This is a genomic window from Methanococcoides seepicolus, from assembly GCF_023684405.1.
Taxonomy (GTDB): Archaea; Halobacteriota; Methanosarcinia; order Methanosarcinales; family Methanosarcinaceae; genus Methanococcoides; species Methanococcoides seepicolus.
On sequence record NZ_JAGSOI010000001.1, the window covers coordinates 13,123 to 33,281 of the forward strand.

A 20,159-nucleotide genomic window follows, 5' to 3' on the forward strand; every position below is an offset into this window, starting at 1 on the left:
ATCAGGCTTTGCCGCGGGATTCGCCACAGATCATACCTGTGGCGATCATGTGTGCCACCCTGAGAGGTTCCGGAACATTGCTCCTTGTTGAAGACAAACGGACGATCTCACCTGCTTTTTCAGTATCGATGCCGGCACACTGGATGAATATAGGATTCAAAGGATCCTTTGAGACCACTTTTGTAATTGCACCTGCCCGAAGTATGATCCGAGATCTCTCTCCAGGGTCAGGCAGATTTGACAGGGCATCCTTGATCTTTTCAAGATCAGGGACCTCACGCATTATAACAATGACCGGTATTTCAGTTCCTTCATACAGCCTGACGATGTCAACCGGATTGAAACCACCATAGGTCACACCATCAAGCATTATCACTTTTATCTGACCATAGTGTTTGCTTGAGGTCACCATCTCAGCTATCCTCTCCGTAGCATCCATACCATCACGATGGATGCTGGAATGCATCACGCCATCAAGCCATTGCCCGCCACGAAAGAAAGCTCCCACTATCAGAATATCATCACTTATCAATGCGGAATCATCGATACCAAGTATCCTGATCTCAGGCTTGATATGAAATGCCAATGCAACACGACCTTTTGCTCACCAGAACATGTTCTCCGAATGATCGATATTGTTCGCTTTGGGGACCATGACCTTTGTAACTGCATCAAGCAGGTCAGACATGCCTATGTGGTCACTATCATTGCGTACAGCAAGCATTCCAGCTTCCATGACTATGGCCCCTATATCGGCACCACTTGCCCCTTCTGTAAGATCTGCCAGCTTTTTGACATCTACATCGCTGCCAATGTTAAGCCTCTCTGCATGGATACGGAAGATCGTTTCACGACCATCCTGATCAGGCAATGGTATCTCGATGATACGGTCAAGCCTTCCCGGCCTTACAATTGCCGGGTCTAGCACATCAGATCTGTTGGTGGCAGCAATTATGCGTACGTCACCCCTGTTGTCAAAGCCATCCATCTCAGCAAGCAGTTGCATGAGGGTTCTTTGAACTTCCCTGTCCGCACCGTTCGTATCTTCCAGACGTGTCGCTGCGATCGCATCCAGCTCATCGATAAAGATGATTGCAGGTGCTTTCTTCCTTGCCATCTCGAAAATATCACGAACAAGCTTTGCGCCATCGCCAATATATTTCTGTACAAGTTCAGAACCCACCACCCTTATGAAAGTGGCATTCGTCCTGTGCGCCACCGCTTTGGCAAGCAATGTCTTTCCCGTACCAGGTGGTCCGAAAAGCAGGACTCCTTTGGGAGGAGTTATACCAATGCGTTCAAAAACTTCCGGTTTAGTGATCGGCAATTCGACAGATTCACTTATCTCCATTATCTGTTGGTCCAGACCACCTATCTGCGAATAGTCAACTTCCTGTGAATCGATTACCTCCATAGCCGTGATAAGCGGTTCGTCTGATTCAGGAATGATGTCGACGACTGCCAGAGTCTGCTGGTTCAACCCCACCCTGACCCCCGGAACAAGCTGATCATCATCATCGAGGTCCTGTGAAACTTTCACAAGGAACTGAGGACCTGTACTGCTCCTGATCAGAGCTTTATCGCCATCAAACATATCCACTATACTCGCAACCACAAGTGGAGGAGACTTTAACCTATCAATTTCTGACTGAAGGCGATGCGTCTCACGTTCATACTTGAGCTTTTGTGATTCGATATAACGCTTATCGGATTCTATCTGTTCACATTGCTCTTTCAGGAGATTGTTTCGCGATTCAAGCTGCTTCATCCGATCCAGCAGATATTTTGAAAAATCCTCATCGCTTTCGGAAACAAAATCCCCATTACCAATGCCACTGAAGCTATAATCATTGCTTCTTGGCTCATCGTCGATCGTTTCTGTCATAGCTCCGAATAATTATTTAAGTAGAGACGGTATATAGCACTTTCGTAAAGAGCAATTAAAATAGCCTTTAAGAGATGATACCGATGCAATGTGAAATATGTGGTGCAGAGATCAGAGAAAAGCCGATAGACGTCACTATTGACGGAAGCCAGCTTAAGGTGTGCAGTAAGTGTTCACAATACGGAAATGCGGCAAGAGCACGCTCACCTGTATCCAGAAAGATATCACCTGTATCTCCAAAACCAATTCGGAATGTTCAAAAAAGGACAACATCAAGACGCGATCCTTTTGCTGAGCTGGATGACGAACTTGTGGACGAGTACGAGACCGTCATACGTGAAGCTCGCGAAAAACGCGGATGGACACAAGAAGTGCTTGCCATTAAGATCAAAGAGAAGGCTTCCCTGATAAAAAAGATAGAAAGGGGAGAGATAACCCCGGAAGATTCTGTCAGGAAGAAGATAGAAAAAGCACTCAATGTGAATCTTATGGAGCGGCAGGGCAAAGATGAATGGAATGCTGACCGTTTGAACAGCGGTACAACTCTTGGGGACATCGTCACAATAAAAAGGAAATGAAAATGTGGTCTCAGCCAACTATGGCTGGAATGAACTATTGCACACTGCCCATATCAAGAGACAGAAAAGGGAACTAAAATGCATCTTACAGAAAAAAGGATCGGATTCATAGGCACAGGCAAGATGGGAGAATCACTTATAAGAGGAATTCTCGCATCACATAGCGAAATAACTCTGAATGCAAGTGATGTTTACAAGCCTGCTCTTGAAAGACTCAACAATGAATTGGGTATTAATGTCTCAACTGACAATACTGAGACCATAGGAGACTCTGATGTTGTTGTGCTTGCGGTCAAGCCACAGATACTAAAAAGCGTGCTTGCAGCCATCAAGGACAGCATTACCGCTGACAAGCTAGTTATCTCCATCGCAGCAGGAGTTCCAGTAGCAGCAATTGAAGATGAACTGAATGAGGGCACAAGGGTCGTACGGGTCATGCCAAACATCGCAGCAACCGTTGCAGAAGCTGCATCTGCTGTTTGCGCAGGTACGAATGCCACTGACGAGGATATGGTGATCGCACTTGAGATGTTCCAGTCCATTGGAAGTGCAATAACGATCCCTGAGAAGCTCATGGATGCGGTCACCGGTCTATCCGGAAGCGGACCTGCATACATATTCCCAGTTATAGAAGCATTAGCTGACGGAGCAGTCCATGAAGGACTTGACCGTGCAAATGCGATCACACTGGCAGCACAGACAGTTCTTGGTGCTGCAAAAATGGTACTGGAGACAGGAATGCACCCAGGAGAACTTAAGGACATGGTAACATCCCCTGCAGGAACGACCATCAGAGCAATACGCACTCTTGAAGAGAGCGGGATAAGAGCTGCTTTTATGAATGCGGTCATTGAATCTTCAACGCGTTCAAAGGAACTTGGGAACTAATCCCAATGATCTTTTTTGAAAAACGTAACAAAATACCATACAGTATCCAAACATTAATATAATTGGAAACCTTAAATAGTTCCATTAAATTTTAATTAAGTTTGGTGTGGGGACAAAAAATGAAATCTTTTGCTGTAATTCGAGCGGAGGACCCGAACAAGGTCAAAATCGCTTTGCACGACCTAGAACACTATGGAAGTATGAAATTCGGATCGAACCCGAAAAGGATCGAGCCTAATTATGCAGATCAACTTCTTGTAAGTGTCTCAGGAGTACCACTTAAAACTAAATGTAATTCTGCAGCTTTGGTAGAACTTGATACGAATGCTGGTGCCGCAATAAGCAAGTTGAGAAAGATACACCCTCCTGCACATGTTGTGATCGTAAGTCCAAGGCACGATGCATTTGAAGAACTTCTGGAAAGCTCTGAACTTTATCCAGAGTTTGATAGAACATTCGACATCTAAAAAGGAAATAAGAGATCTTTTATTTTCTTTATTTCAGTGATCTGCGGATCTTTTTAGCAAACATATAGAATTTTGTCCCGGACCCATGGACCACGAGGCTATTGTAACAATTACAATTCCATAGAGATGTACTTGTAAGATCCCATAAGACCACGAGACAATTGTACATTCAAAGCTGAACAAGCGATAGTAGAACAATGACAATGTGGCAACTTATTTAGAGATAACATGAGCTCTAAAACTTGTTACAATCCCTAAAAAGTACCAGTAGTGATAATCAGATCAAACAGAAGAATCAGAATGGGGCCGGGACCGAGAGTCGAACTCGGATCGTAGCCTCCACAGGGCTACAGGATAACCGCTACCCTACCCCGGCACGGAATAGGTGGTGCTTCACTATGAAGCACCTTATACTAGTATTTTTATTAGATAAACTTTTTGGCTCAAATCAGCCATAGAAAGATTATCCAAGCCTTTCGATGATAAGCTCTGCAACCTGTTTGCCTGAAAGAAGCATTCCACCAAAGACAGGACCCATACGAGGTGCACCTGCAACAGCATTAGCAGCCATCCCTGCAACGTAAAGGTTTGGATATACCTCCTTTGTGGTCTCAAGGAGCATCTTTTCCCCGACATCCGCCCACATTGGCTTCTCACCCACTACACCGAGTTCGCCGAGCTTTGCCCCGGGAACCTTGCGCTGGACAGTGGAGCAAACGACTGCAGGATGGCCAGTACCATCGACAACGACCTTAGAACGTATTGCCAGAGGATCAACATGCAATTTCCCGATCTCAACAGCAGTCCAATTGATAACAAGACCACATATCTCATCATTTTCCCGGATCATAACATCCTCGACATTTACGAGGTTGAATATCTCAGCACCTGCAGATGTTGCACCACTGATGAGCTTACCAACAGATTCCACAGAATTTGCGATATAATAGCCCTTTTCGTACTCACGGTATGAGATACCGAACTCATCAAGGATGTGACGTGCATCTTCCTGTACGACAATACGCGGGAACATCATACCGCCAGCCCACATGCCGCCGCCAACAGCCAGTTTCTTCTCGTAGATGACCGTCTTCAGGCCTGCTTCTGCGAGATATTTTGCTGCTACAAGGTTAGCAGGGCCGCCGCCCACAAGTGCTACATCAACATCGGTGTAATCAAGGAAGACCTTTGAGAACTCGTCTATAATCGCTCTTGAAATCGTGACCTCATCCAGTTTCATATTAGTACCTCATGATAAATTGAAAGCAAAAGCTCATTGCATGCATGTATCTTAAAGTTATTGGAATCGGCAATTTCAGTATACAAACCGGATAATGAAAAGAATGACACGAACTAAAAAACACAAGAGATAAATGATCCCGAAAGATCATGCCTTATTAAGGGTCACCCAGAACACACTTCCTTTTTCGTAAGGATTGTCACCCACCCCAACTTTGCCACCATGCAGGTCAACTATTCTCTTGACTATCGCAAGACCCAGACCCGAACCTTTAATGCCGCCTTTATCCAGCCTCTTGAACCGTTCGAAGACCAACGGTTTATCTTCATCGGAGATACCGAATCCCTGGTCCAGAACCTTTACCTTCCACTCCTTGCCAAGATCATCTATTCCCACAGTAATACGAGTGTCCTCTGGACTATATTTTACTGCATTGGAAAGCAGATTAAAGAACACCTCTTCTATCGTCGTATCAACTGATGCAGAATAAACACCCTCTTGTGGCAGAGATATCTCAATACCAGCCCCTTTCAACTGTGGCTCAAGGGAGTGTACAACATTTCTTAATATTACAGCCAGGTCCATTGGCCTTAGCTTCACCTGTGAAACCGACTCCACCTTTGCAAATGCAGCTGCACTCTCGATCATATCAATAAGTTTGGAATTTGCACGTTTTATGGCCTGGAGCATCTTAAGGTTCTCACCTTCAAAATTACCCCTTTTTAGAAGGATATCGGTAAAACCTTTGACACCACCCGCCGGATTCATCAGGTCATGCCTGATAATGTCAATAAAGAGATCCTTTAGCTCATTGGAATGTTCAAGTTCCTCCGCATACCCCTTTAAAGCAACTTCTGCCCTCCTACGTTCGGTAACATCTTCACCAGAACCCAAAATAGAGGTATTTTCCCCCCCTTCATCCCATATAAGGACATGATGCCAACTGATAAGACGTGCTTCGCCATCAAGGGTACGGATCGGTATTTCGGTGTACTCATAGGTATTTGGATCGCCTTCGAGCAAACTGGAAAAAATAGCCTTTGAACTTTCAACATGGTCTTCAGGAATGAAAGTATCAAACCAATTCTTACCAAGGATCTCATCTTCACTGCCCCCAAGGATCTCACAGCCTTTTTTGTTGATAAGAGTGATATTTTGGGATTTATCAACTACCATGAGAATTACGCCTGCAACATCAAGATAGTTCTGTGCCTGATCCCTTTGTTGCACCAACCTGTCATTCAACTGCCTTATCCTTAAAAGAGAACGCACCCGTGTTGCAAGTTCCAGCCTGTCGACCGGTTTAGAAAGAAAATCATCCGCCCCCGCATCAATGCTCCGGATCTTATCATCCTTACCGGAAAGTGCGGTAACCATTATAATAGGTATCAATTGATAACGCGGATCGGCCTTCAACTGTTCGCATACTTCAAAACCACTAACATCCGGCATCATTATATCAAGAAGTATAAGGTCCACATCTTCAGTTGCAACCTTCTCAAGACCTTCCAGACCACCATATGCAGAAATTATTTCATAATCAGGGGAGAGATATATCTCCATCAGTTCCACATTCAAAGGTTCGTCATCAACGACCAGTATCCTCGGAGCGGCATCACCGCGCATTATTACACCAAACTCCTCTGATCAAGCAGTTTTACCGAGGTATTCCGGAATTTGCTTCTTGAACTCGTGGATGTCGATAGGTTTTGAAATATAGCCAGTACACCCGGCATCAAGGAATTTGGCCTCATCCCCTGCCATTGAGTGAGCAGTAAGAGCTACAACCGAAATATCTGCAGTATCAGGGTCCTCCTTTAAGTGAGAAAGCACCTCAAGTCCATCCATTCTCGGAAGTTGCATGTCCAGAAGAATAAGATCGTATTTAGCCTCTTTTACTTTATCAAGAGCTTCCGGACCATCTTCTGCCTGACCTACTTCATACCCCCAGGATTCTAAAAGATCAACTGTTAATTCCATGTTCATGGGATTATCTTCTACAACCAATATTTGAGCCATTATTGCCACCTTATTAATAATCTTGATTTAAATTCCGTTGAGTTTTCTATTGCACACAGCCTTGAGTGCCGCATTTAGAAAAATAAACAATAAATTAGCAGGAATGTGGATAAAGGGATCATGACCATGATCAACCAACTCCCAGCAATTTATATTTGATAAATGATATTATAACATAATATATTTACCAACTCAATATATATTAATTATCCCGTTAAAGTCATATATTGAGATGTTATAGTTCGCATCCTTAGAAATAATAATTTGAAACGGACCTTCGGTAGAATTCGCAGACCATCAGGAAACAGATTCGATCCAATAGATCTCTTACATTTATAACAAAAAAGAGCTGATAACATGGTCAGATCAACCCAGAAGACCACACAAAAAAGAGATAGGGAAGAGAATGCAGACCCTACTGAACACACTGCAGAGCTAGTCATATTGAAACCGCAGGGATATCCACTTAGCAGCATGCTTGATGAATATCCGGAGATAGACAACGCAGAGGTCTTTGAACACTATGCAAGGAAACAGTGGAACGGTTTTGTGGCAAATGAAGGAGAATATTTGTTCGACCGCCGGATGTACCCGGATTTTGCGTATAAGATAATCGAAGTAGTACCACCTGGTTCTGCCATAGGAATAAAAACCACCATAGTCATCAATGACGAAGAAAAAGCATCGATCATTCCCAGACTCAAGTCAGATGTCACTTTTGATGATGTGGTGGGGCAGAGCTCAGCACGACAGAAATGTAAACTCATCGAGAGGTTCTTGGAAGAGCCAGAGAAGTTTGGCAAATGGGCCCCCAGGAACGTACTGTTCTTCGGACCATCCGGCACAGGGAAGACAATGCTTGCAAAGGCCCTTGCAAATAAAACGGACGTTCCATTGCTACCCATCAAAGCAACCCAACTGATAGGAGAGTTCGTAGGAGAAGGTGCCCGACAGATCCATCAGCTTTACGAAAGGGCTGAAGAGATGCAGCCATGCATCATTTTTATCGATGAGCTGGATGCAATAGCACTGGACAGGCGAAATCAGGAATTAAGAGGCGATGTCGCAGAGATAGTCAATGCATTGCTTACGGAAATGGATGGGATCGTGGAACGCCGGGGAGTTTGCACCATTGGCGCGACCAACCGCCCCAACAGCCTTGATCCAGCAGTTAGGAGCAGGTTTGAGGAAGAGATAGAGTTTGCACTTCCTGATGAGCAGAACCGTTATGCGATAATAGAGAAGAACATCAGTACGTTCCCGCTACCCGCAGAGGATATTGATATGAAAAAGATAGCAAAACTCACAGCGGGGCTTTCAGGAAGAGATATTGTTGAGAAGGTTCTGAAAACCGCATTGCACCAGGCAATAATGAATGATGAAGAAGTTGTAAGGCAGGATTATTTTGAGGGAGTCATTTCCAAACTGACTAAAAAAGGAGACACTGCTGCCTTGGATAGACTTTATATATGAAAGATGGAACTTTCAACCATTATAACTCAAATGTGATATCATGAGCACCATAGAGGAAACTGACAGGTTTGAATGCAAGATCGTGAACATAATTGATAACCTGAAACAATGGAAAGGTGTCGTTGTCGAAGATATTGACTCCGGCGGACGTGTCTATTTTGCCAGGGTCAAAGCAGAAGGATTCACCAAGGAGATAGGAGATTCACTCTTTCTTAGCGTGAAGGAACTACCATACGATATTGAAGAGATGTCCATTGAGGTCCACCTTTACGATGAGAATGATACCGAAATTGACTGGACCATACTTTGAACATATGAGAACAGATCTTATTCATCGATCTCATAAGTGTGCATGATACCTTTCTCATCCACACTACTTATTTTTTGGACAGTGTGTTTCATTAGCAGATCGAAGCAGGCCGGATCGAAGAGGTTGAGACCACCACCCCATTCCAGAATAAGTGAATCCATATCAAAAAACTCATTGATGTTCACAACTCCTGCATTTGATCCATATTCCAGTCCTGCAGGAAGCATTTCCGGTGCCAGTTCAAATCTTGGTCTTGTGCTAAGCTCAAACCATTCGTGATTTATGACCAGGTTCCATTTATCCTGAGAAGCTTGCTGTGCAAAAAAAGCTTCAATGGCATAATTGATGTTTATACCAAGTTTCTTGTTCTCCGGTACTTTACGGAGAACGAGATCTTTTTTACGATTCATATCATAACGGAACTTTTCAGGATAGTGGAACATCTCCCCCAAATTCATCTTTTCGGATATCATCCTGTTAATATCATGTTCTATTTCCTTCGAATTGGCAAAATTCAGAGTGATAGCCTGATCGATAAGATTTAAAGGAATATCATCAGCTTCTTTTGCAAGTTTTACCGCAGTATTACAGACTTTGACAGTAAGTTTATTGATGCCTTTTGAGATTCTGGATATCTCTGCCCCCCATAGATGCCATCTTTGAGATGATATCGTTGAACTCATCTATATAATAAGGATCGATCTTCTGCTTTCGAATCGTTTCCCCATTGCCTCCCTCAACTCCATTTTGAATATTTTTAGACTAACACGTATGATCTTCATTTAGCATAGGCTGCCCCCCAACCAATCCCTGATACTTTATTGGGCAGTCTAGTAAAAAAGTTTTATCCGCATCCCCACGTATCAATCATCACTAAGGGGAACTTCGATCACCAGAAGGTCTTCGGCAAGTATCACGTCTTTGAATAACGCTTTTGCATCATTTAGGAGCGGAGTTGCATCGTCTGAATATCTTGAACTCAGGTGAGTCAGGACAAGCTTTTTGACACCGGCCTTCTTTGCCAGGGCAGCGGCTTCACCTGCAGTCGAATGCATGGACTCTTTTGCCCAGTCGATCATATTGTCAGCAAGGGTGCTGTCATGTATCAACAGGTCAGCGCCATCACTTGCTTTGAGAACGCCAAGACACGGGCGCGTATCACCAGAATAAACGATCGTCCTACCAGGCCGTGGATCACCTACTACATCCTCAGCTGATATAACCCTGCCACCTACCTCGACCGATCCACCATGGTGCAGTTTTGAAAAGAGAGGACCCACAGGAACGCCAAGCTCAATGGCCTTATCACGATCGAACCTTCCGGGGCGCTCAGCCTCCACAAGAGCATAGCCGATGCTTGGAACGTTATGCTCGGTATTTAAAGCTACAATGGAATAACCATCACGCTTTATGGACTCTCCACTTTTGAGCCTTATTGCATTTATTTCGAACTTCAATTTGTAATAACCCATTGCAGTGAGAAATTTCACGAATTCTTCCACCCATTCAGGACCATATATGGTAAGGGGTTCGGTACGCCCCTGAAAAGACATAGTCTGGACCAGACCGGGTATCCCGAGTATGTGGTCTGCGTGGAAATGAGTTATGAATATGGAAGATAAATTCATCATTCCGGTCTTTGCACGCATCATCTGCTGTTGGGCACCCTCACCGCAATCGAACATTATAAGTTCCCCATCCCTGTTGACCATGATCGCGGAAGGATTGCGGTTCGTTGTCGGCAAAGAGCCACCGGTACCTAAGAATGTAACTTTGAGCATGTAAAGATAAATATGCGATAGAATTATTTAGCTGTTATCACATAAATGGAATGCTCAATTGAATGGACAAAGCCGCTGGCTCGAAAAGTTCATATAGAATCCTATTAGTAAAGGAAATCCTATTAACCTATATTATAATAATAAAAATTCACATTACTTATAATAAATAAGAGGACTAATCATGCAATTCCAGGGAAGATCAAAAAGGAAATACACAGGAGCAAAGATCAAATCCGCACGCGGAAAGAGGAAGTTCGAGCTTGGCCGTGAGCCTGCAGCTACCCACGTGAACGACACAAAGAGGAAGAACGTTCCAACACGTGGCGGAAACAGAAAAGTAAGGCTCCTTCAGGCAAACATCGCAAATGTGACAAACCCAGCTGATGGGAAAACAGTTGTATCTGCTATCGAAACCGTTGTAGAGAACGCAGCAAGCGGGCACTACGTCAGGCGTAACATCATCACAAAGGGAGCAGTCATCAAGACCGCTGCTGGCAATGCACGTGTCACAAGCCGTCCAGGTCAGGACGGAGTGATCAACGCAGTATTGATCGAGTAAATTACTCGATCATTCTTTTTTTACACCCGAAGGTGTTCAAGGCATGGACGAGCAAACACGCAACATACTGGATATCCTTGAGGACGATGCAAGGACAAGCTCAGAAGAAATAGCAACACTCACTGGCATGACAGCCGATGAGGTCAGTAGGAAGATCGAGCAACTTGAGAAAGCAAAGATCATTCGCAAATACAAGACCATCATCGATTGGGACCTGGCAGGGGATGACTATGTGTACGCCATTATCGAGCTTAAGATAAGCCTTGAACGCAAACTGGGATATCAGGCAATTGCCGAGAGACTTTACAAGTTCCCCGAAGTACGTTCAGTAAGATTACTTTCGGGTGAAAATGACATAGCAATGACAGTGCGAGGCAAATCCATGAAACGGGTCGCCTTCTTTGTAGCAGAGAAAATAGCGACACAGGAACAGGTCCAGAGCACTTCCACACACTTTGTTTTGAAGACCTACAAGGAAGACGGAGTGATCCTTGATGAACCAGAGCAAGTGAAAAAGCTCGTTGTCTCACCATAAGATCTCCCCGCAGATCTGCTTTTTCTAATTAGATCGGAGGAATCGATCTTGAGAACACAATGCAAACCCTCTCAATTCATAGCAAACAGTATGCAAAAGGTACCACCATCGGGTATCCGAAAGTTCTTTGACCTAGTATCAGATAGCGAAGACGTGATCACCCTAGGAGTGGGAGAACCGGATTATGTGACACCATGGCACATAAGGGAAGCGTGCATACATTCCATCGAGCATGGAGAAACATCCTACACTTCCAACTATGGACTTATGGAACTTCGCGAAGAGCTCTCAAAACACTATACCCGAAGACATAATGTTTATTATGAACCTGAGACTGAGATCCTTGTCACCACTGGAGTCAGCGAAGGACTCGACCTTGCGATCAGAGCTATAGTCAACCCCGGAGACGAGGTAATAGTCGTACAGCCTTCATATGTCGCCTACGTGCCATCTATCATCTTTGCAGGCGGAGTCCCTGTGACCCTTGGGGCCAGGCCAGAGAATGACTTCAAGATTACAGCAGATGAGATAAGAGCCGCAATAACGAACAAGACAAAAGCGGTCATCATCAATTATCCCAATAACCCTACCGGCGCTACAATGGACAGAAGTGACCTCGAGGCCATCGCAGACGTCATTGTGGAACACGACATCCTGATGATATCAGATGAAGTGTATGAAAGGCTTACCTACGAAGGAACCCATACCTGCTTCTCCTCACTTGAAGGCATGCGCGACCGTACCATCCTACTCAACGGATTTTCAAAAGCATATGCAATGACAGGATTCAGGATGGCATACGCCCTTGCGCCGAAAGAGATCATTGATGCAATGATGCTTATCCACCAGTACACCATGCTTTGTGCCCCGATAACTGCCCAGGTAGGAGCGATTGAAGCCCTTCGCAATGGTGAAGAAGAAGTGGAAAAAATGGCCAGAGAATACAACCGCCGCAGAAAACTTATCGTAGGTGGTCTGAACAAGATCGGACTCGATTGCTTCAACCCTAGAGGTGCATTCTATGCATTCCCGGCAATAAGCAGCACAGGACTTTCAGCTGATGAATTTGCAGAAAGGCTGCTTAATGAGTATAAGGTCGTAACCATCCCAGGAAATATCTTTGGGGATACAGGAGATGGCTTCCTCAGATGTGCATACGCAGCATCAAGAGAAGATATAAAGGAAGCACTTGAAAGAATCGGCAATTTTGTCGATGGATTATGAATTGACCCATCTTTTTTTCAACAACGTCCTTTTCCAATAATTTGTTACAATAATTTCTTCTAACTACCCAGATCACTCACCCAGGAGTTCCTTATCAATATTTGCGACCAGACCGGTCACTTTTTCATACCACTTATCGATATTTTCCTGGATCATTTCTTTGACCCTTGTGGGATCAACAGCCACATATTCATAGAAATAGCCACCTATATCGATGGTCTTGGTCTCACGATAAACAAGACCACATGAGATGAGGTTCTGCAGTGAACGATAAGCTGTACTGCGCTCCCGGTTAAGGAACTCACCGAGGTTTTCAGCTGTCATTGGGCCGTTTGCAAGAAGGGATTTATATGCCTCCATATCAAGTGTTTTAAGCCCCAATATACACTTTGCCACATCGTCACATTGACAATTGGCCCTTAACATTTCCCGGATCGATGTCGTCATTTTTTACCACTTGATAAATTAGAACTTAGAAATTACTTTTGTATAGTTTATACAAAACCATAACATTCACGTCGTTAATTATATATATAGTTTATCAGAATCCATCACATGTTGAAAACTATAATCCCTGAAGATGAACGCTCCAATGAGCCCCTTGATACCGAACGCCTGATATATCACCCGGATATGATACGTGCCAATGAATGGGTATTATCAGAATATAAGCCACCGACAAGGGATTTTTGTATATTTGTCCCATGTGCAATGAGAAAACCATACCATACTAGTCCGTCACACAAAATGTATGACCGCATAATCTTTGGAATTCTCGAACAGGAAAATGCACATGTGGTCGTTTTCGGGACCTGCGGGATAACCCCCAGAGAGATCGATACAGAATATCCATTCACAGACTATAAGTTCATGATGGGAAAATGCAATGTGGCAAAGATAAAACGGGATTTTATAAAGATGGAAAGCGAGAGGCTTGCAAGATATCTCGAAAAAACACGTGATAACTACAAGCACAGGGTCGCCTACTGCATAGGAGATTTCAGAACAGCAATGGAAAAAGCTGTTAAGATGACAAATATAGAAGTCTCAATTATTCCTAAAAAAGAAACAATGGAAGAACTTGCCAACCCTGACAAGCGTTTCGTCTATGGCAGCCTGAGCCAGCAACAGTACCTTCAGGACTTTTCAGATTCCATCACAGAAAAAATGAACATCGACGCACGCACTGTTGGCGTTCACGAAGACCTGTCCACCAATGATATGGACTGGTACCTTTTGTAAAGCAGATCAATTATCAAAAAAAGTTTAAAATTAGGTACCTTAAAAGGTACCTTCTTGTTCTGTAAAATATTATTTCTCGAGGTATGGAGACTGCGGAAGTACTGCCATTCCGCTGTCGGAAATGTTGAGCACCCTTACTTCATTGATAGTGCCTGAACCCCTGAGCTTCATGACATAGACAGTACGCTGCAAGTTGCTTCCAATAATCTCACGACCGAGCTTGATAACAGAATCAGCACCATACTCGACCATCTCATCAAGACCGAACATTGAGCCTACTGTGACAAGGGCAGTGACCTCGCGTTTCCTGAAGACACCGAAGACATCATCGATCAATGTGCGGAGCTTATAATTGGACTCGATAGCAAGGAACATTGCCTCAACGGAATCGATAAAGACCCTGTCAGGTTTTACTTCCTCAAGCTTGCTCTCAATAAGCTTCTTGAAGCTCTTGATAAGTTCCGTAGGAGCGATCTCCACACTTTTCTGAAGACGAAGACTTGGGTCTGTAATATCCACAAATACAAGTTTTCCATCATTTACCAGACCATCAAGATCCCATCCGAAAGAAGATTGCATTTCACGTACAAGAGACTTTGACTCTTCAGAGGTGATTATACACATCGTTGTTTCGCCCTTGTTGACACCTTCCATCAGGAACTGTGTGCCAAAAATTGTTTTGCCGGTACCGGACTTTCCTGAAACTACGTTAGCAGTCCCTTTGAAAAAACCACCTTTCAACATCTCATCCAGACCACGAATTCCCGTACTGACCCTTTCTTGAATTACTTCATCAGCCATATTTACACCTGATAGTTATATTAGATTATGTTGAATATTTTTAAAAGAATTTTGAGAACCATACAGCAATGAAAAGATGCACCTCAATCGATCGAACATCTTAGAAACAACTGTATTGAAACATCAATATGTCTTGTTATGATATAAAAAATGATTTATGCCATGTAAAAATGATTGGAACTTAGCCCTCCACAACTTCTTCCTCCCCTTCCCGTAGAACCTCAAGGAAAATATCCCTGAACAACAATTTCTCGACCGTCCTCGCAACATATCCGCGATGCTGGTGTTTCTGTATATCCTCATTAAGACGAAGATCAGAATCCACCTGAATACGTATCAGACATAATCTGAATCCTTCAGCATCCTTTAGTTCAAGGGAATAAAAACGATCCAATAAATAAGGAAGTATATATGGATCATCTATAGCTTCACAAAGAAGCAATTGCTCCTCAGATATCCCAGTAACATCCGCAGCTAAGGACAGATCACCTGTTATCAATCGGAGACTTTTCAAAGAATATTTCTTATTATCAATAGTTATATATTCGACCATATGACCCCGACCTATCAGTTAGAGAACAAATTCTTCATAAGGAGATCTTCACACCGCTTCATATCATCCACCGTATTGATGTTCAATGCGATCTCAGGATCATCCAGCATATAATTGTGATATTCCTGCTCCTCGTTAATGAATTTCCCATCAAGAATATTGATGCCTGCAGGCACAATAAGATTTCCCTCCCAATTAAATACGGTATCAGGCCTGATACCAACTTCCTTACAAAGAGAGATAGGAACGAAAACAGACATCGAAGAACTATCACAGTCCTGATAAGCCTCAATGATGGAATCAATTAATTTAGGAGTCACCATTGGCAGATCAGACATGATTATCATCACAGGTTCCCTGATATTGGAACTCTCCACTGCATATACCATGTCACCCACGTAATTGTCACCATTGGTATTGATCGCCTGGATGTGATCCCCATATTTTTCATTCACAAGTTCTTCGGTAGCAGGGGTTGAGGGGGAGACCGCCACAAATATACGTTCAATGTAGGAGGATCTCTCAAGCGAGTCGATCACATAACTTATGAGAGGCTTACCGAGAAGCTCGACACATGGTTTTTCACCCATACCGAGCCGAAGTCCCTGGCCACCGGCCATTATAACGGCATCCAAAAGAGACCCCCGTAACCATTATTGACCGCAGTGATAGCAACTGTAAGCACCATCAATACGATGATCCTTGCAATTTCATTTGCTGTACCGATACAATCCCCATTTATGCCCTTGAAATGGCGGTTGGAAATATTCAATATTACAAAAGCTGTAACAATTGCAGAGATATAACCTATGATACCAAGGGTTCCAAATGCCAGCACACATGCCAATGCACCAAGCACGAAGGATACAACATACCTTGCAAATGTAGTATTATTGATTATCATGGAACCAAGACCTTCATGGATAGGCTTGCCAAATGCAGCCAGTGTCAGCATAGCCTGTTTTGCACTGATCTCAGCTATAAGAAGAGAGATGGGAACGATGAGTGCAGCATTGTCCGAGAAGAACAGGACCTCTGCCTGCAGGGAAGATATCGATGCATACAAAGCGATCAATGCCAAAACCGTATAACTGACTCCCCCGATACCGAGAGACAGATCTTTAAGGGCATTGACCTTCTTTTCCAAAGAACCGTGTGCTGTTGCACCATCGCCGAAATCACCCAGACCATCAAGATGATTCAATCCTGTAATATAATAGATGAACACCATTATCAGTACAGCGCTTATGGTCGAAGGGAGGAAAGATTCGGTCAAATATGCAAAAATGCCTATCATAGCCCCAAGGACAATGCCTGCAAAGGTCTGGAGATAACTGCGCTTTACAAGTTCATCAAGCCCTTCCATGGACATACCCACAGGTATTGTGGAAAGGAAACCAAAGCTTGTTCTAAGGGCAAGTAAAAATCCGCTCATCCTGCTATCACACCACTATTATCGAGATTCTTCTTTGGCTTCCTTTCATTTTCAGCCGCTTCTGCCATGCCCCTTGTGTACATGTTGGCAGAAACACCACCAATAAGACCTCCAATGACATCATCCATGAAAGGTCCCAGTTTTGAAAGGATACCAGGTTTTTGTTTGTCGAACCTCACAAACTCGAAAATGCCCTTATCCCCACTGATATATTTAGCAATGCTCATTCCCATGACCTCATCGGCGATGATGAACGTCAGATCCTTCTCATAAGAACTTCTGCTGATATTCGGAAGTTTGCCTTTTTCACCCTCCCGCTCCAGCAGTATACCGGAATATATCAGAAGACACAGGTTAGCATCGGAGATAGCAATATCCAGTTCCCTCCTGAAGCGTTCCTCTGCAATCTCACGGGTCTCAAGCCCGGGATGGGGAGCATAAAGCTCAAGAGCAGTATCAACAAGCATATCCACGGTGATACCTTCTTCTTCCAGTATTTCGATGATATTATGATTAATATCGCCTTCCAATTCCTTTGGTTGGTCTTTTTTGAGATCCTGAGAGTCTATATCTGACAATTTCATAATTATCACTTACAAGGTTCGATTATAGATAGTTGATTAAATTCGATATAATATAGATTAACGCCACAGATATTATTACAACAAGTATTGAAGACATACCGATAACTTCTGCTGCCTTTTTAATATCTTCTGCCTTTGGCAATGAGAGGCCCTTACCTATAACATAGGTATTGGGTTTCTCAAGCCGGACACCAAGAGTCCCTGCAATTGCAGCCATCGGATAACCGGAATTAGGAGAAGGCGTTGTCATGCAGTCTGTTGATGCACACCTGAACGCCCCAATATGGTCCAGTCCTTTGCTCTTCAAGAGAACACTTGAAAGGAAAGAACCTGCCATGATGAACACCACACAGATACGTGCAGGTATCCAGTTAAGCACATCATCGGTCTTTGCTGAGAAATAACCAATGTCCCTGTACTTCTCATTCATGTAGCCCACCATTGAATCAAGCGTACTTACCGCTTTGAAGATGTAAGCACCTATAAGGCCGTAAGGGCCGAATATCACATAGTAGAACAACGGGCTCAATATACCGTCAACGAAGTTCTCGGAGCAGGTCTCAATGACAGAAGAGGACACCTGCCCTTCGGTTAACTGTGAAGTATCCCTGCTCACATACATTGAGAGCTTTTTACGTGCAGATACAAGATCACCTTTTTCCAGTTCACCATAGACTTCCATTGCAGCTTCCAGTAATCTGCGAATGGCGAACGTGGATTTCAGGAAATAGGCCTCAATGAGAAGCACTACGAATTCCGGAATGAACGATAGATTTGCGATAAGAAGCACAACATAAGCTATAGAAGCTGCAAATAAGATGACAATGAGAGCAAATACCACACCATATGCTTTTTTATGTGTGGCTGGCACTTTTTTCTTGAAGAATCCAATAAGATTGCCTATCCAGACAACTGGATGCAATGCTGTGGGTGGCTCACCTATCAACAGATCAAAACCTGTTGCCAGAAGGAGCACGAATATCAGATGCCCCGTGTCAGGCAGGAAAGGTTCGATCATAAACGAGGCTCCAGCACCTTATCCCACGCTTTTTTCAATTTAATGTCCATATCGCCAGCCTCTGAAAGCACATAGAGAAGCTCTTCCACAACATCCTTTTCATGAACGAGAACACAATCCTCACAACTCCAGACCTGACCGCCACTGGAGCGGTCGACCCACTTGCCCCCTGTACGTTCATCCTCACATCCATAGAAAGGACAGAAACAGAAAGTGCAATCCTGACCGCTGAAATGACATGGGTAATAAGGGCAATCAAGGTTCCCACCAGAAGGAGCTGCATTTCCACTTTCAAGCATTGAAACAAGATCAGCTTTTGCATCGTCCCTTGCTTTTTCAACAACGACCTTTCCTATTGCCTGTGACAGTCTGTCAGTCTCCTCCTTGGGACGGACAGCGATACGGACAAAGTCCTCACCCAGGGATGGGAAAGAACTGCAATCCCTTATAAGCACCCCATGTGCAGCCAGACGCTGCGTGAGTTCAACAGAATCAAGGGGGGAGGCACTGATATCAACAAGGATATAGTTCACGGTGCTTTGAAGCGGTGTGAACTTGCGTATCCCTGAGATGCGCTCAGTAAGATAATTACGGTCGTTTTCAATGGCCTTACGTGATGCCACAAGATACGGACTGTTGCAACCGCCTTCCATGTTAAGCATTGCTATTCCGATCTCCTCGGGAATGGAACCGAGATTCCACGAAAGTCTTGCAGTGTTCAATGCATTTGCAATTGTTTTTGAAGCCACACCGAACCCGAGACGGACACCAGGGATAGCAAAATCCTTAGTAAGAGAGCGAAGAATGAAAAGATGATCGTTATCGATCACAGTATCAGTGATAGTTTGTGAAGGATCGTCCGTAAGTTCGATGAAGGCTTCATCTACGAACAAGAGAGTGTTATTGATAACACATCTTTTTGCGAGTGACAGAATATCATCCCTTTTATGAAGCTTACCGGTAGGGTTGTTCGGATTACATACGAAAAGGATCTTTGCACCCCCAAGCACATCGTCGGAGAGATCAAAGATATCATCCTGTCCTATGTAACGAACATCTGCGCCTGCTACGTTGCATTGTTGTTCATATTCGACAAACGTAGGGTGGGGTATCAGTACAATATCGCCCTGATCCACTATCGCCTCTGCCACAAGCCTGATTATCTCACAGGAACCATTGCCCGGAACTATGTTCTCGATAGACAGCCCGTTACCCAGAAACCGAACAGCGGCCTTTCTAAATTCAAGATAACGGTTATCAGGATATTGCCCAAATCGCCCCATGGCATGCTCTAGCAAGCTGTCAAGGTCAAGCCCGCCTAAAGGATGGTCGAAGGGACTTCCGAGGGGGTTAAGGCTGGCGCTCAGGTCCAGCATCTCCGATGCCGGGATGCCATACTTGTCAGCCATTTCACGAATAAGCCCGCCATGTGAGGGACAGGCCAATTCTATAATGTTTTCTTTCAGAGGGAGTTCTTTTTCTTGTGACACGCTGATCGAATAATGTAAAGAACCGAAAATATATTAAGTTATTCAATTTAGCTTTCTTTAACGAAATACATAATTGA

Annotated in this window: 24 protein-coding genes and 1 tRNA gene; 9 read left to right on the top strand and 16 right to left on the bottom strand. The window is 44.0% G+C overall.

The window, feature by feature from the left end; all coding sequences use genetic code 11:
* Nucleotide 1 precedes the first annotated feature (1 nt).
* Together KDK67_RS00070 and KDK67_RS00075 are read right to left on the bottom strand one after the other, a co-directional pair.
* Entirely contained in the window at nucleotides 2–586 is a 585-nt protein-coding gene (locus KDK67_RS00070; protein WP_250866803.1) for an endonuclease dU, read from the bottom strand.
* Between the two features lie 18 nt (nucleotides 587–604).
* Entirely contained in the window at nucleotides 605–1,885 is a 1,281-nt protein-coding gene (locus KDK67_RS00075; RefSeq protein ID WP_250866804.1) for a proteasome-activating nucleotidase, read from the bottom strand.
* 83 nt (nucleotides 1,886–1,968) lie between these two features.
* Between KDK67_RS00075 and KDK67_RS00080 the strand changes: the two genes are divergently transcribed.
* The 3 genes from KDK67_RS00080 to KDK67_RS00090 all read left to right on the top strand — a co-directional run bounded on the left by KDK67_RS00080 (nucleotide 1,969) and on the right by KDK67_RS00090 (nucleotide 3,818).
* Nucleotides 1,969–2,463, top strand: coding sequence for a multiprotein bridging factor aMBF1 (locus KDK67_RS00080; protein ID WP_250866805.1), 495 nt, complete (start codon nucleotides 1,969–1,971; stop codon nucleotides 2,461–2,463).
* A 78-nt stretch (nucleotides 2,464–2,541) separates the two neighbouring features.
* Nucleotides 2,542–3,351: a pyrroline-5-carboxylate reductase gene (proC, locus tag KDK67_RS00085; RefSeq protein WP_250866806.1), complete on the top strand. Its 810-nt coding sequence runs from the start codon at nucleotides 2,542–2,544 to the stop codon at nucleotides 3,349–3,351.
* 119 nt (nucleotides 3,352–3,470) lie between these two features.
* Complete coding sequence (locus tag KDK67_RS00090) at nucleotides 3,471–3,818, top strand: DUF356 domain-containing protein (RefSeq protein ID WP_172368676.1); 348 nt, start codon at nucleotides 3,471–3,473, stop codon at nucleotides 3,816–3,818.
* A 301-nt stretch (nucleotides 3,819–4,119) separates the two neighbouring features.
* Here the strand turns inward: KDK67_RS00090 and KDK67_RS00095 are convergent.
* From KDK67_RS00095 to KDK67_RS00110, 4 genes are all read right to left on the bottom strand, one after another.
* A tRNA-His gene (locus KDK67_RS00095) sits at nucleotides 4,120–4,194 on the bottom strand.
* Nucleotides 4,195–4,281: 87 nt separating this feature from the next.
* A complete protein-coding gene (locus KDK67_RS00100; RefSeq protein WP_250866807.1) occupies nucleotides 4,282–5,058 on the bottom strand; it encodes a sulfide-dependent adenosine diphosphate thiazole synthase in 777 nt (258 codons plus the stop codon).
* A gap of 147 nt (nucleotides 5,059–5,205) precedes the next feature.
* A complete protein-coding gene (locus tag KDK67_RS00105; RefSeq protein WP_250866808.1) occupies nucleotides 5,206–6,684 on the bottom strand; it encodes a response regulator in 1,479 nt (492 codons plus the stop codon).
* 21 nt (nucleotides 6,685–6,705) lie between these two features.
* Nucleotides 6,706–7,077, bottom strand: a complete 372-nt coding sequence (locus KDK67_RS00110; protein ID WP_276575014.1) for a response regulator — start codon at nucleotides 7,075–7,077, stop codon at nucleotides 6,706–6,708.
* A 357-nt stretch (nucleotides 7,078–7,434) separates the two neighbouring features.
* Between KDK67_RS00110 and KDK67_RS00115 the strand changes: the two genes are divergently transcribed.
* Together KDK67_RS00115 and KDK67_RS00120 are read left to right on the top strand one after the other, a co-directional pair.
* Nucleotides 7,435–8,550 (top strand): AAA family ATPase, encoded by a 1,116-nt coding sequence (locus KDK67_RS00115; protein ID WP_250866809.1) that lies wholly within the window; start codon nucleotides 7,435–7,437, stop codon nucleotides 8,548–8,550.
* A gap of 40 nt (nucleotides 8,551–8,590) precedes the next feature.
* Nucleotides 8,591–8,860, top strand: a complete 270-nt coding sequence (locus KDK67_RS00120) for a hypothetical protein (protein WP_250866810.1) — start codon at nucleotides 8,591–8,593, stop codon at nucleotides 8,858–8,860.
* A gap of 17 nt (nucleotides 8,861–8,877) precedes the next feature.
* On the opposite strand, the gene KDK67_RS00125 is transcribed toward KDK67_RS00120, so the two are convergent.
* The gene (locus KDK67_RS00125; RefSeq protein ID WP_250866811.1) at nucleotides 8,878–9,543 is read right to left on the bottom strand and encodes a hypothetical protein; all 666 of its coding nucleotides are present in this window, start codon (nucleotides 9,541–9,543) and stop codon (nucleotides 8,878–8,880) included.
* Nucleotides 9,544–9,723: 180 nt separating this feature from the next.
* Nucleotides 9,724–10,641 carry a ribonuclease Z gene (rnz, locus tag KDK67_RS00130; RefSeq protein WP_250866812.1) on the bottom strand — a complete coding sequence of 306 codons (918 nt, stop codon included), beginning with the start codon at nucleotides 10,639–10,641 and terminating at the stop codon, nucleotides 9,724–9,726.
* Between the two features lie 181 nt (nucleotides 10,642–10,822).
* Here rnz and KDK67_RS00135 point away from each other — a divergent pair, with 181 nt between their 5' ends.
* The 3 genes from KDK67_RS00135 to KDK67_RS00145 are packed head-to-tail and all read left to right on the top strand — an operon-like array spanning nucleotide 10,823 to nucleotide 12,959.
* On the top strand, nucleotides 10,823–11,200 hold the full coding sequence (locus KDK67_RS00135; protein WP_250866813.1) for a 30S ribosomal protein S8e: 378 nt from the start codon (nucleotides 10,823–10,825) through the stop codon (nucleotides 11,198–11,200).
* A 43-nt stretch (nucleotides 11,201–11,243) separates the two neighbouring features.
* On the top strand, nucleotides 11,244–11,735 hold the full coding sequence (locus KDK67_RS00140; RefSeq protein ID WP_250866814.1) for an Lrp/AsnC family transcriptional regulator: 492 nt from the start codon (nucleotides 11,244–11,246) through the stop codon (nucleotides 11,733–11,735).
* Nucleotides 11,736–11,783: 48 nt separating this feature from the next.
* Entirely contained in the window at nucleotides 11,784–12,959 is a 1,176-nt protein-coding gene (locus tag KDK67_RS00145) for an aminotransferase class I/II-fold pyridoxal phosphate-dependent enzyme (RefSeq protein ID WP_276575015.1), read from the top strand.
* A 72-nt stretch (nucleotides 12,960–13,031) separates the two neighbouring features.
* Here KDK67_RS00145 and KDK67_RS00150 read toward each other — a convergent pair whose 3' ends face one another.
* Nucleotides 13,032–13,406 (bottom strand): helix-turn-helix domain-containing protein, encoded by a 375-nt coding sequence (locus tag KDK67_RS00150; protein ID WP_172367688.1) that lies wholly within the window; start codon nucleotides 13,404–13,406, stop codon nucleotides 13,032–13,034.
* Nucleotides 13,407–13,514: 108 nt separating this feature from the next.
* Between KDK67_RS00150 and KDK67_RS00155 the strand changes: the two genes are divergently transcribed.
* Nucleotides 13,515–14,201 carry a DUF5591 domain-containing protein gene (locus KDK67_RS00155; RefSeq protein ID WP_250866816.1) on the top strand — a complete coding sequence of 229 codons (687 nt, stop codon included), beginning with the start codon at nucleotides 13,515–13,517 and terminating at the stop codon, nucleotides 14,199–14,201.
* A gap of 69 nt (nucleotides 14,202–14,270) precedes the next feature.
* Here the strand turns inward: KDK67_RS00155 and KDK67_RS00160 are convergent, their stop codons facing one another.
* From KDK67_RS00160 to cobD, 7 genes are all read right to left on the bottom strand, one after another.
* Entirely contained in the window at nucleotides 14,271–15,002 is a 732-nt protein-coding gene (locus KDK67_RS00160; RefSeq protein WP_250866817.1) for an RAD55 family ATPase, read from the bottom strand.
* A 181-nt stretch (nucleotides 15,003–15,183) separates the two neighbouring features.
* On the bottom strand, nucleotides 15,184–15,555 hold the full coding sequence (locus KDK67_RS00165) for a hypothetical protein (RefSeq protein WP_250866818.1): 372 nt from the start codon (nucleotides 15,553–15,555) through the stop codon (nucleotides 15,184–15,186).
* Nucleotides 15,556–15,569: 14 nt separating this feature from the next.
* Nucleotides 15,570–16,190, bottom strand: coding sequence for an NTP transferase domain-containing protein (locus tag KDK67_RS00170; protein ID WP_250866819.1), 621 nt, complete (start codon nucleotides 16,188–16,190; stop codon nucleotides 15,570–15,572).
* Entirely contained in the window at nucleotides 16,175–16,990 is an 816-nt protein-coding gene (gene cobS, locus KDK67_RS00175; protein WP_250866820.1) for an adenosylcobinamide-GDP ribazoletransferase, read from the bottom strand. Before cobS ends, KDK67_RS00170 begins: the two co-directional genes overlap by 16 nt.
* Nucleotides 16,987–17,574: an alpha-ribazole phosphatase CobZ gene (cobZ, locus tag KDK67_RS00180; protein WP_250866821.1), complete on the bottom strand. Its 588-nt coding sequence runs from the start codon at nucleotides 17,572–17,574 to the stop codon at nucleotides 16,987–16,989. Before cobZ ends, cobS begins: the two co-directional genes overlap by 4 nt.
* 22 nt (nucleotides 17,575–17,596) lie before the next feature.
* Nucleotides 17,597–18,592, bottom strand: a complete 996-nt coding sequence (locus KDK67_RS00185) for a cobalamin biosynthesis protein (protein ID WP_250866822.1) — start codon at nucleotides 18,590–18,592, stop codon at nucleotides 17,597–17,599.
* The gene (gene cobD / locus KDK67_RS00190) at nucleotides 18,589–20,082 is read right to left on the bottom strand and encodes a threonine-phosphate decarboxylase CobD (protein WP_250866823.1); all 1,494 of its coding nucleotides are present in this window, start codon (nucleotides 20,080–20,082) and stop codon (nucleotides 18,589–18,591) included. The genes KDK67_RS00185 and cobD overlap by 4 nt, the downstream gene beginning before the upstream one ends.
* Between the last annotated feature and the right edge of the window lie 77 nt (nucleotides 20,083–20,159).

What these genes read in the sequence shown, in the direction of transcription:
- KDK67_RS00075 (WP_250866804.1), bottom strand. Translation starts at nt 1,885, where the DNA reads ATGACAGAAACGATCGACGATGAGCCAAGAAGCAATGATTATAGCTTC.
- KDK67_RS00080 (WP_250866805.1), top strand. Translation starts at nt 1,969, where the DNA reads ATGCAATGTGAAATATGTGGTGCAGAGATCAGAGAAAAGCCGATAGAC.
- proC (WP_250866806.1), top strand. Translation starts at nt 2,542, where the DNA reads ATGCATCTTACAGAAAAAAGGATCGGATTCATAGGCACAGGCAAGATG.
- KDK67_RS00090 (WP_172368676.1), top strand. Translation starts at nt 3,471, where the DNA reads ATGAAATCTTTTGCTGTAATTCGAGCGGAGGACCCGAACAAGGTCAAA.
- KDK67_RS00100 (WP_250866807.1), bottom strand. Translation starts at nt 5,058, where the DNA reads ATGAAACTGGATGAGGTCACGATTTCAAGAGCGATTATAGACGAGTTC.
- KDK67_RS00105 (WP_250866808.1), bottom strand. Translation starts at nt 6,684, where the DNA reads ATGCGCGGTGATGCCGCTCCGAGGATACTGGTCGTTGATGACGAACCT.
- KDK67_RS00110 (WP_276575014.1), bottom strand. Translation starts at nt 7,077, where the DNA reads ATGGCTCAAATATTGGTTGTAGAAGATAATCCCATGAACATGGAATTA.
- KDK67_RS00115 (WP_250866809.1), top strand. Translation starts at nt 7,435, where the DNA reads ATGGTCAGATCAACCCAGAAGACCACACAAAAAAGAGATAGGGAAGAG.
- KDK67_RS00120 (WP_250866810.1), top strand. Translation starts at nt 8,591, where the DNA reads ATGAGCACCATAGAGGAAACTGACAGGTTTGAATGCAAGATCGTGAAC.
- KDK67_RS00125 (WP_250866811.1), bottom strand. Translation starts at nt 9,543, where the DNA reads ATGAGTTCAACGATATCATCTCAAAGATGGCATCTATGGGGGGCAGAG.
- rnz (WP_250866812.1), bottom strand. Translation starts at nt 10,641, where the DNA reads ATGCTCAAAGTTACATTCTTAGGTACCGGTGGCTCTTTGCCGACAACG.
- KDK67_RS00135 (WP_250866813.1), top strand. Translation starts at nt 10,823, where the DNA reads ATGCAATTCCAGGGAAGATCAAAAAGGAAATACACAGGAGCAAAGATC.
- KDK67_RS00140 (WP_250866814.1), top strand. Translation starts at nt 11,244, where the DNA reads ATGGACGAGCAAACACGCAACATACTGGATATCCTTGAGGACGATGCA.
- KDK67_RS00150 (WP_172367688.1), bottom strand. Translation starts at nt 13,406, where the DNA reads ATGACGACATCGATCCGGGAAATGTTAAGGGCCAATTGTCAATGTGAC.
- KDK67_RS00155 (WP_250866816.1), top strand. Translation starts at nt 13,515, where the DNA reads ATGTTGAAAACTATAATCCCTGAAGATGAACGCTCCAATGAGCCCCTT.
- KDK67_RS00160 (WP_250866817.1), bottom strand. Translation starts at nt 15,002, where the DNA reads ATGGCTGATGAAGTAATTCAAGAAAGGGTCAGTACGGGAATTCGTGGT.
- KDK67_RS00165 (WP_250866818.1), bottom strand. Translation starts at nt 15,555, where the DNA reads ATGGTCGAATATATAACTATTGATAATAAGAAATATTCTTTGAAAAGT.
- cobS (WP_250866820.1), bottom strand. Translation starts at nt 16,990, where the DNA reads ATGAGCGGATTTTTACTTGCCCTTAGAACAAGCTTTGGTTTCCTTTCC.
- cobZ (WP_250866821.1), bottom strand. Translation starts at nt 17,574, where the DNA reads ATGAAATTGTCAGATATAGACTCTCAGGATCTCAAAAAAGACCAACCA.
- KDK67_RS00185 (WP_250866822.1), bottom strand. Translation starts at nt 18,592, where the DNA reads ATGATCGAACCTTTCCTGCCTGACACGGGGCATCTGATATTCGTGCTC.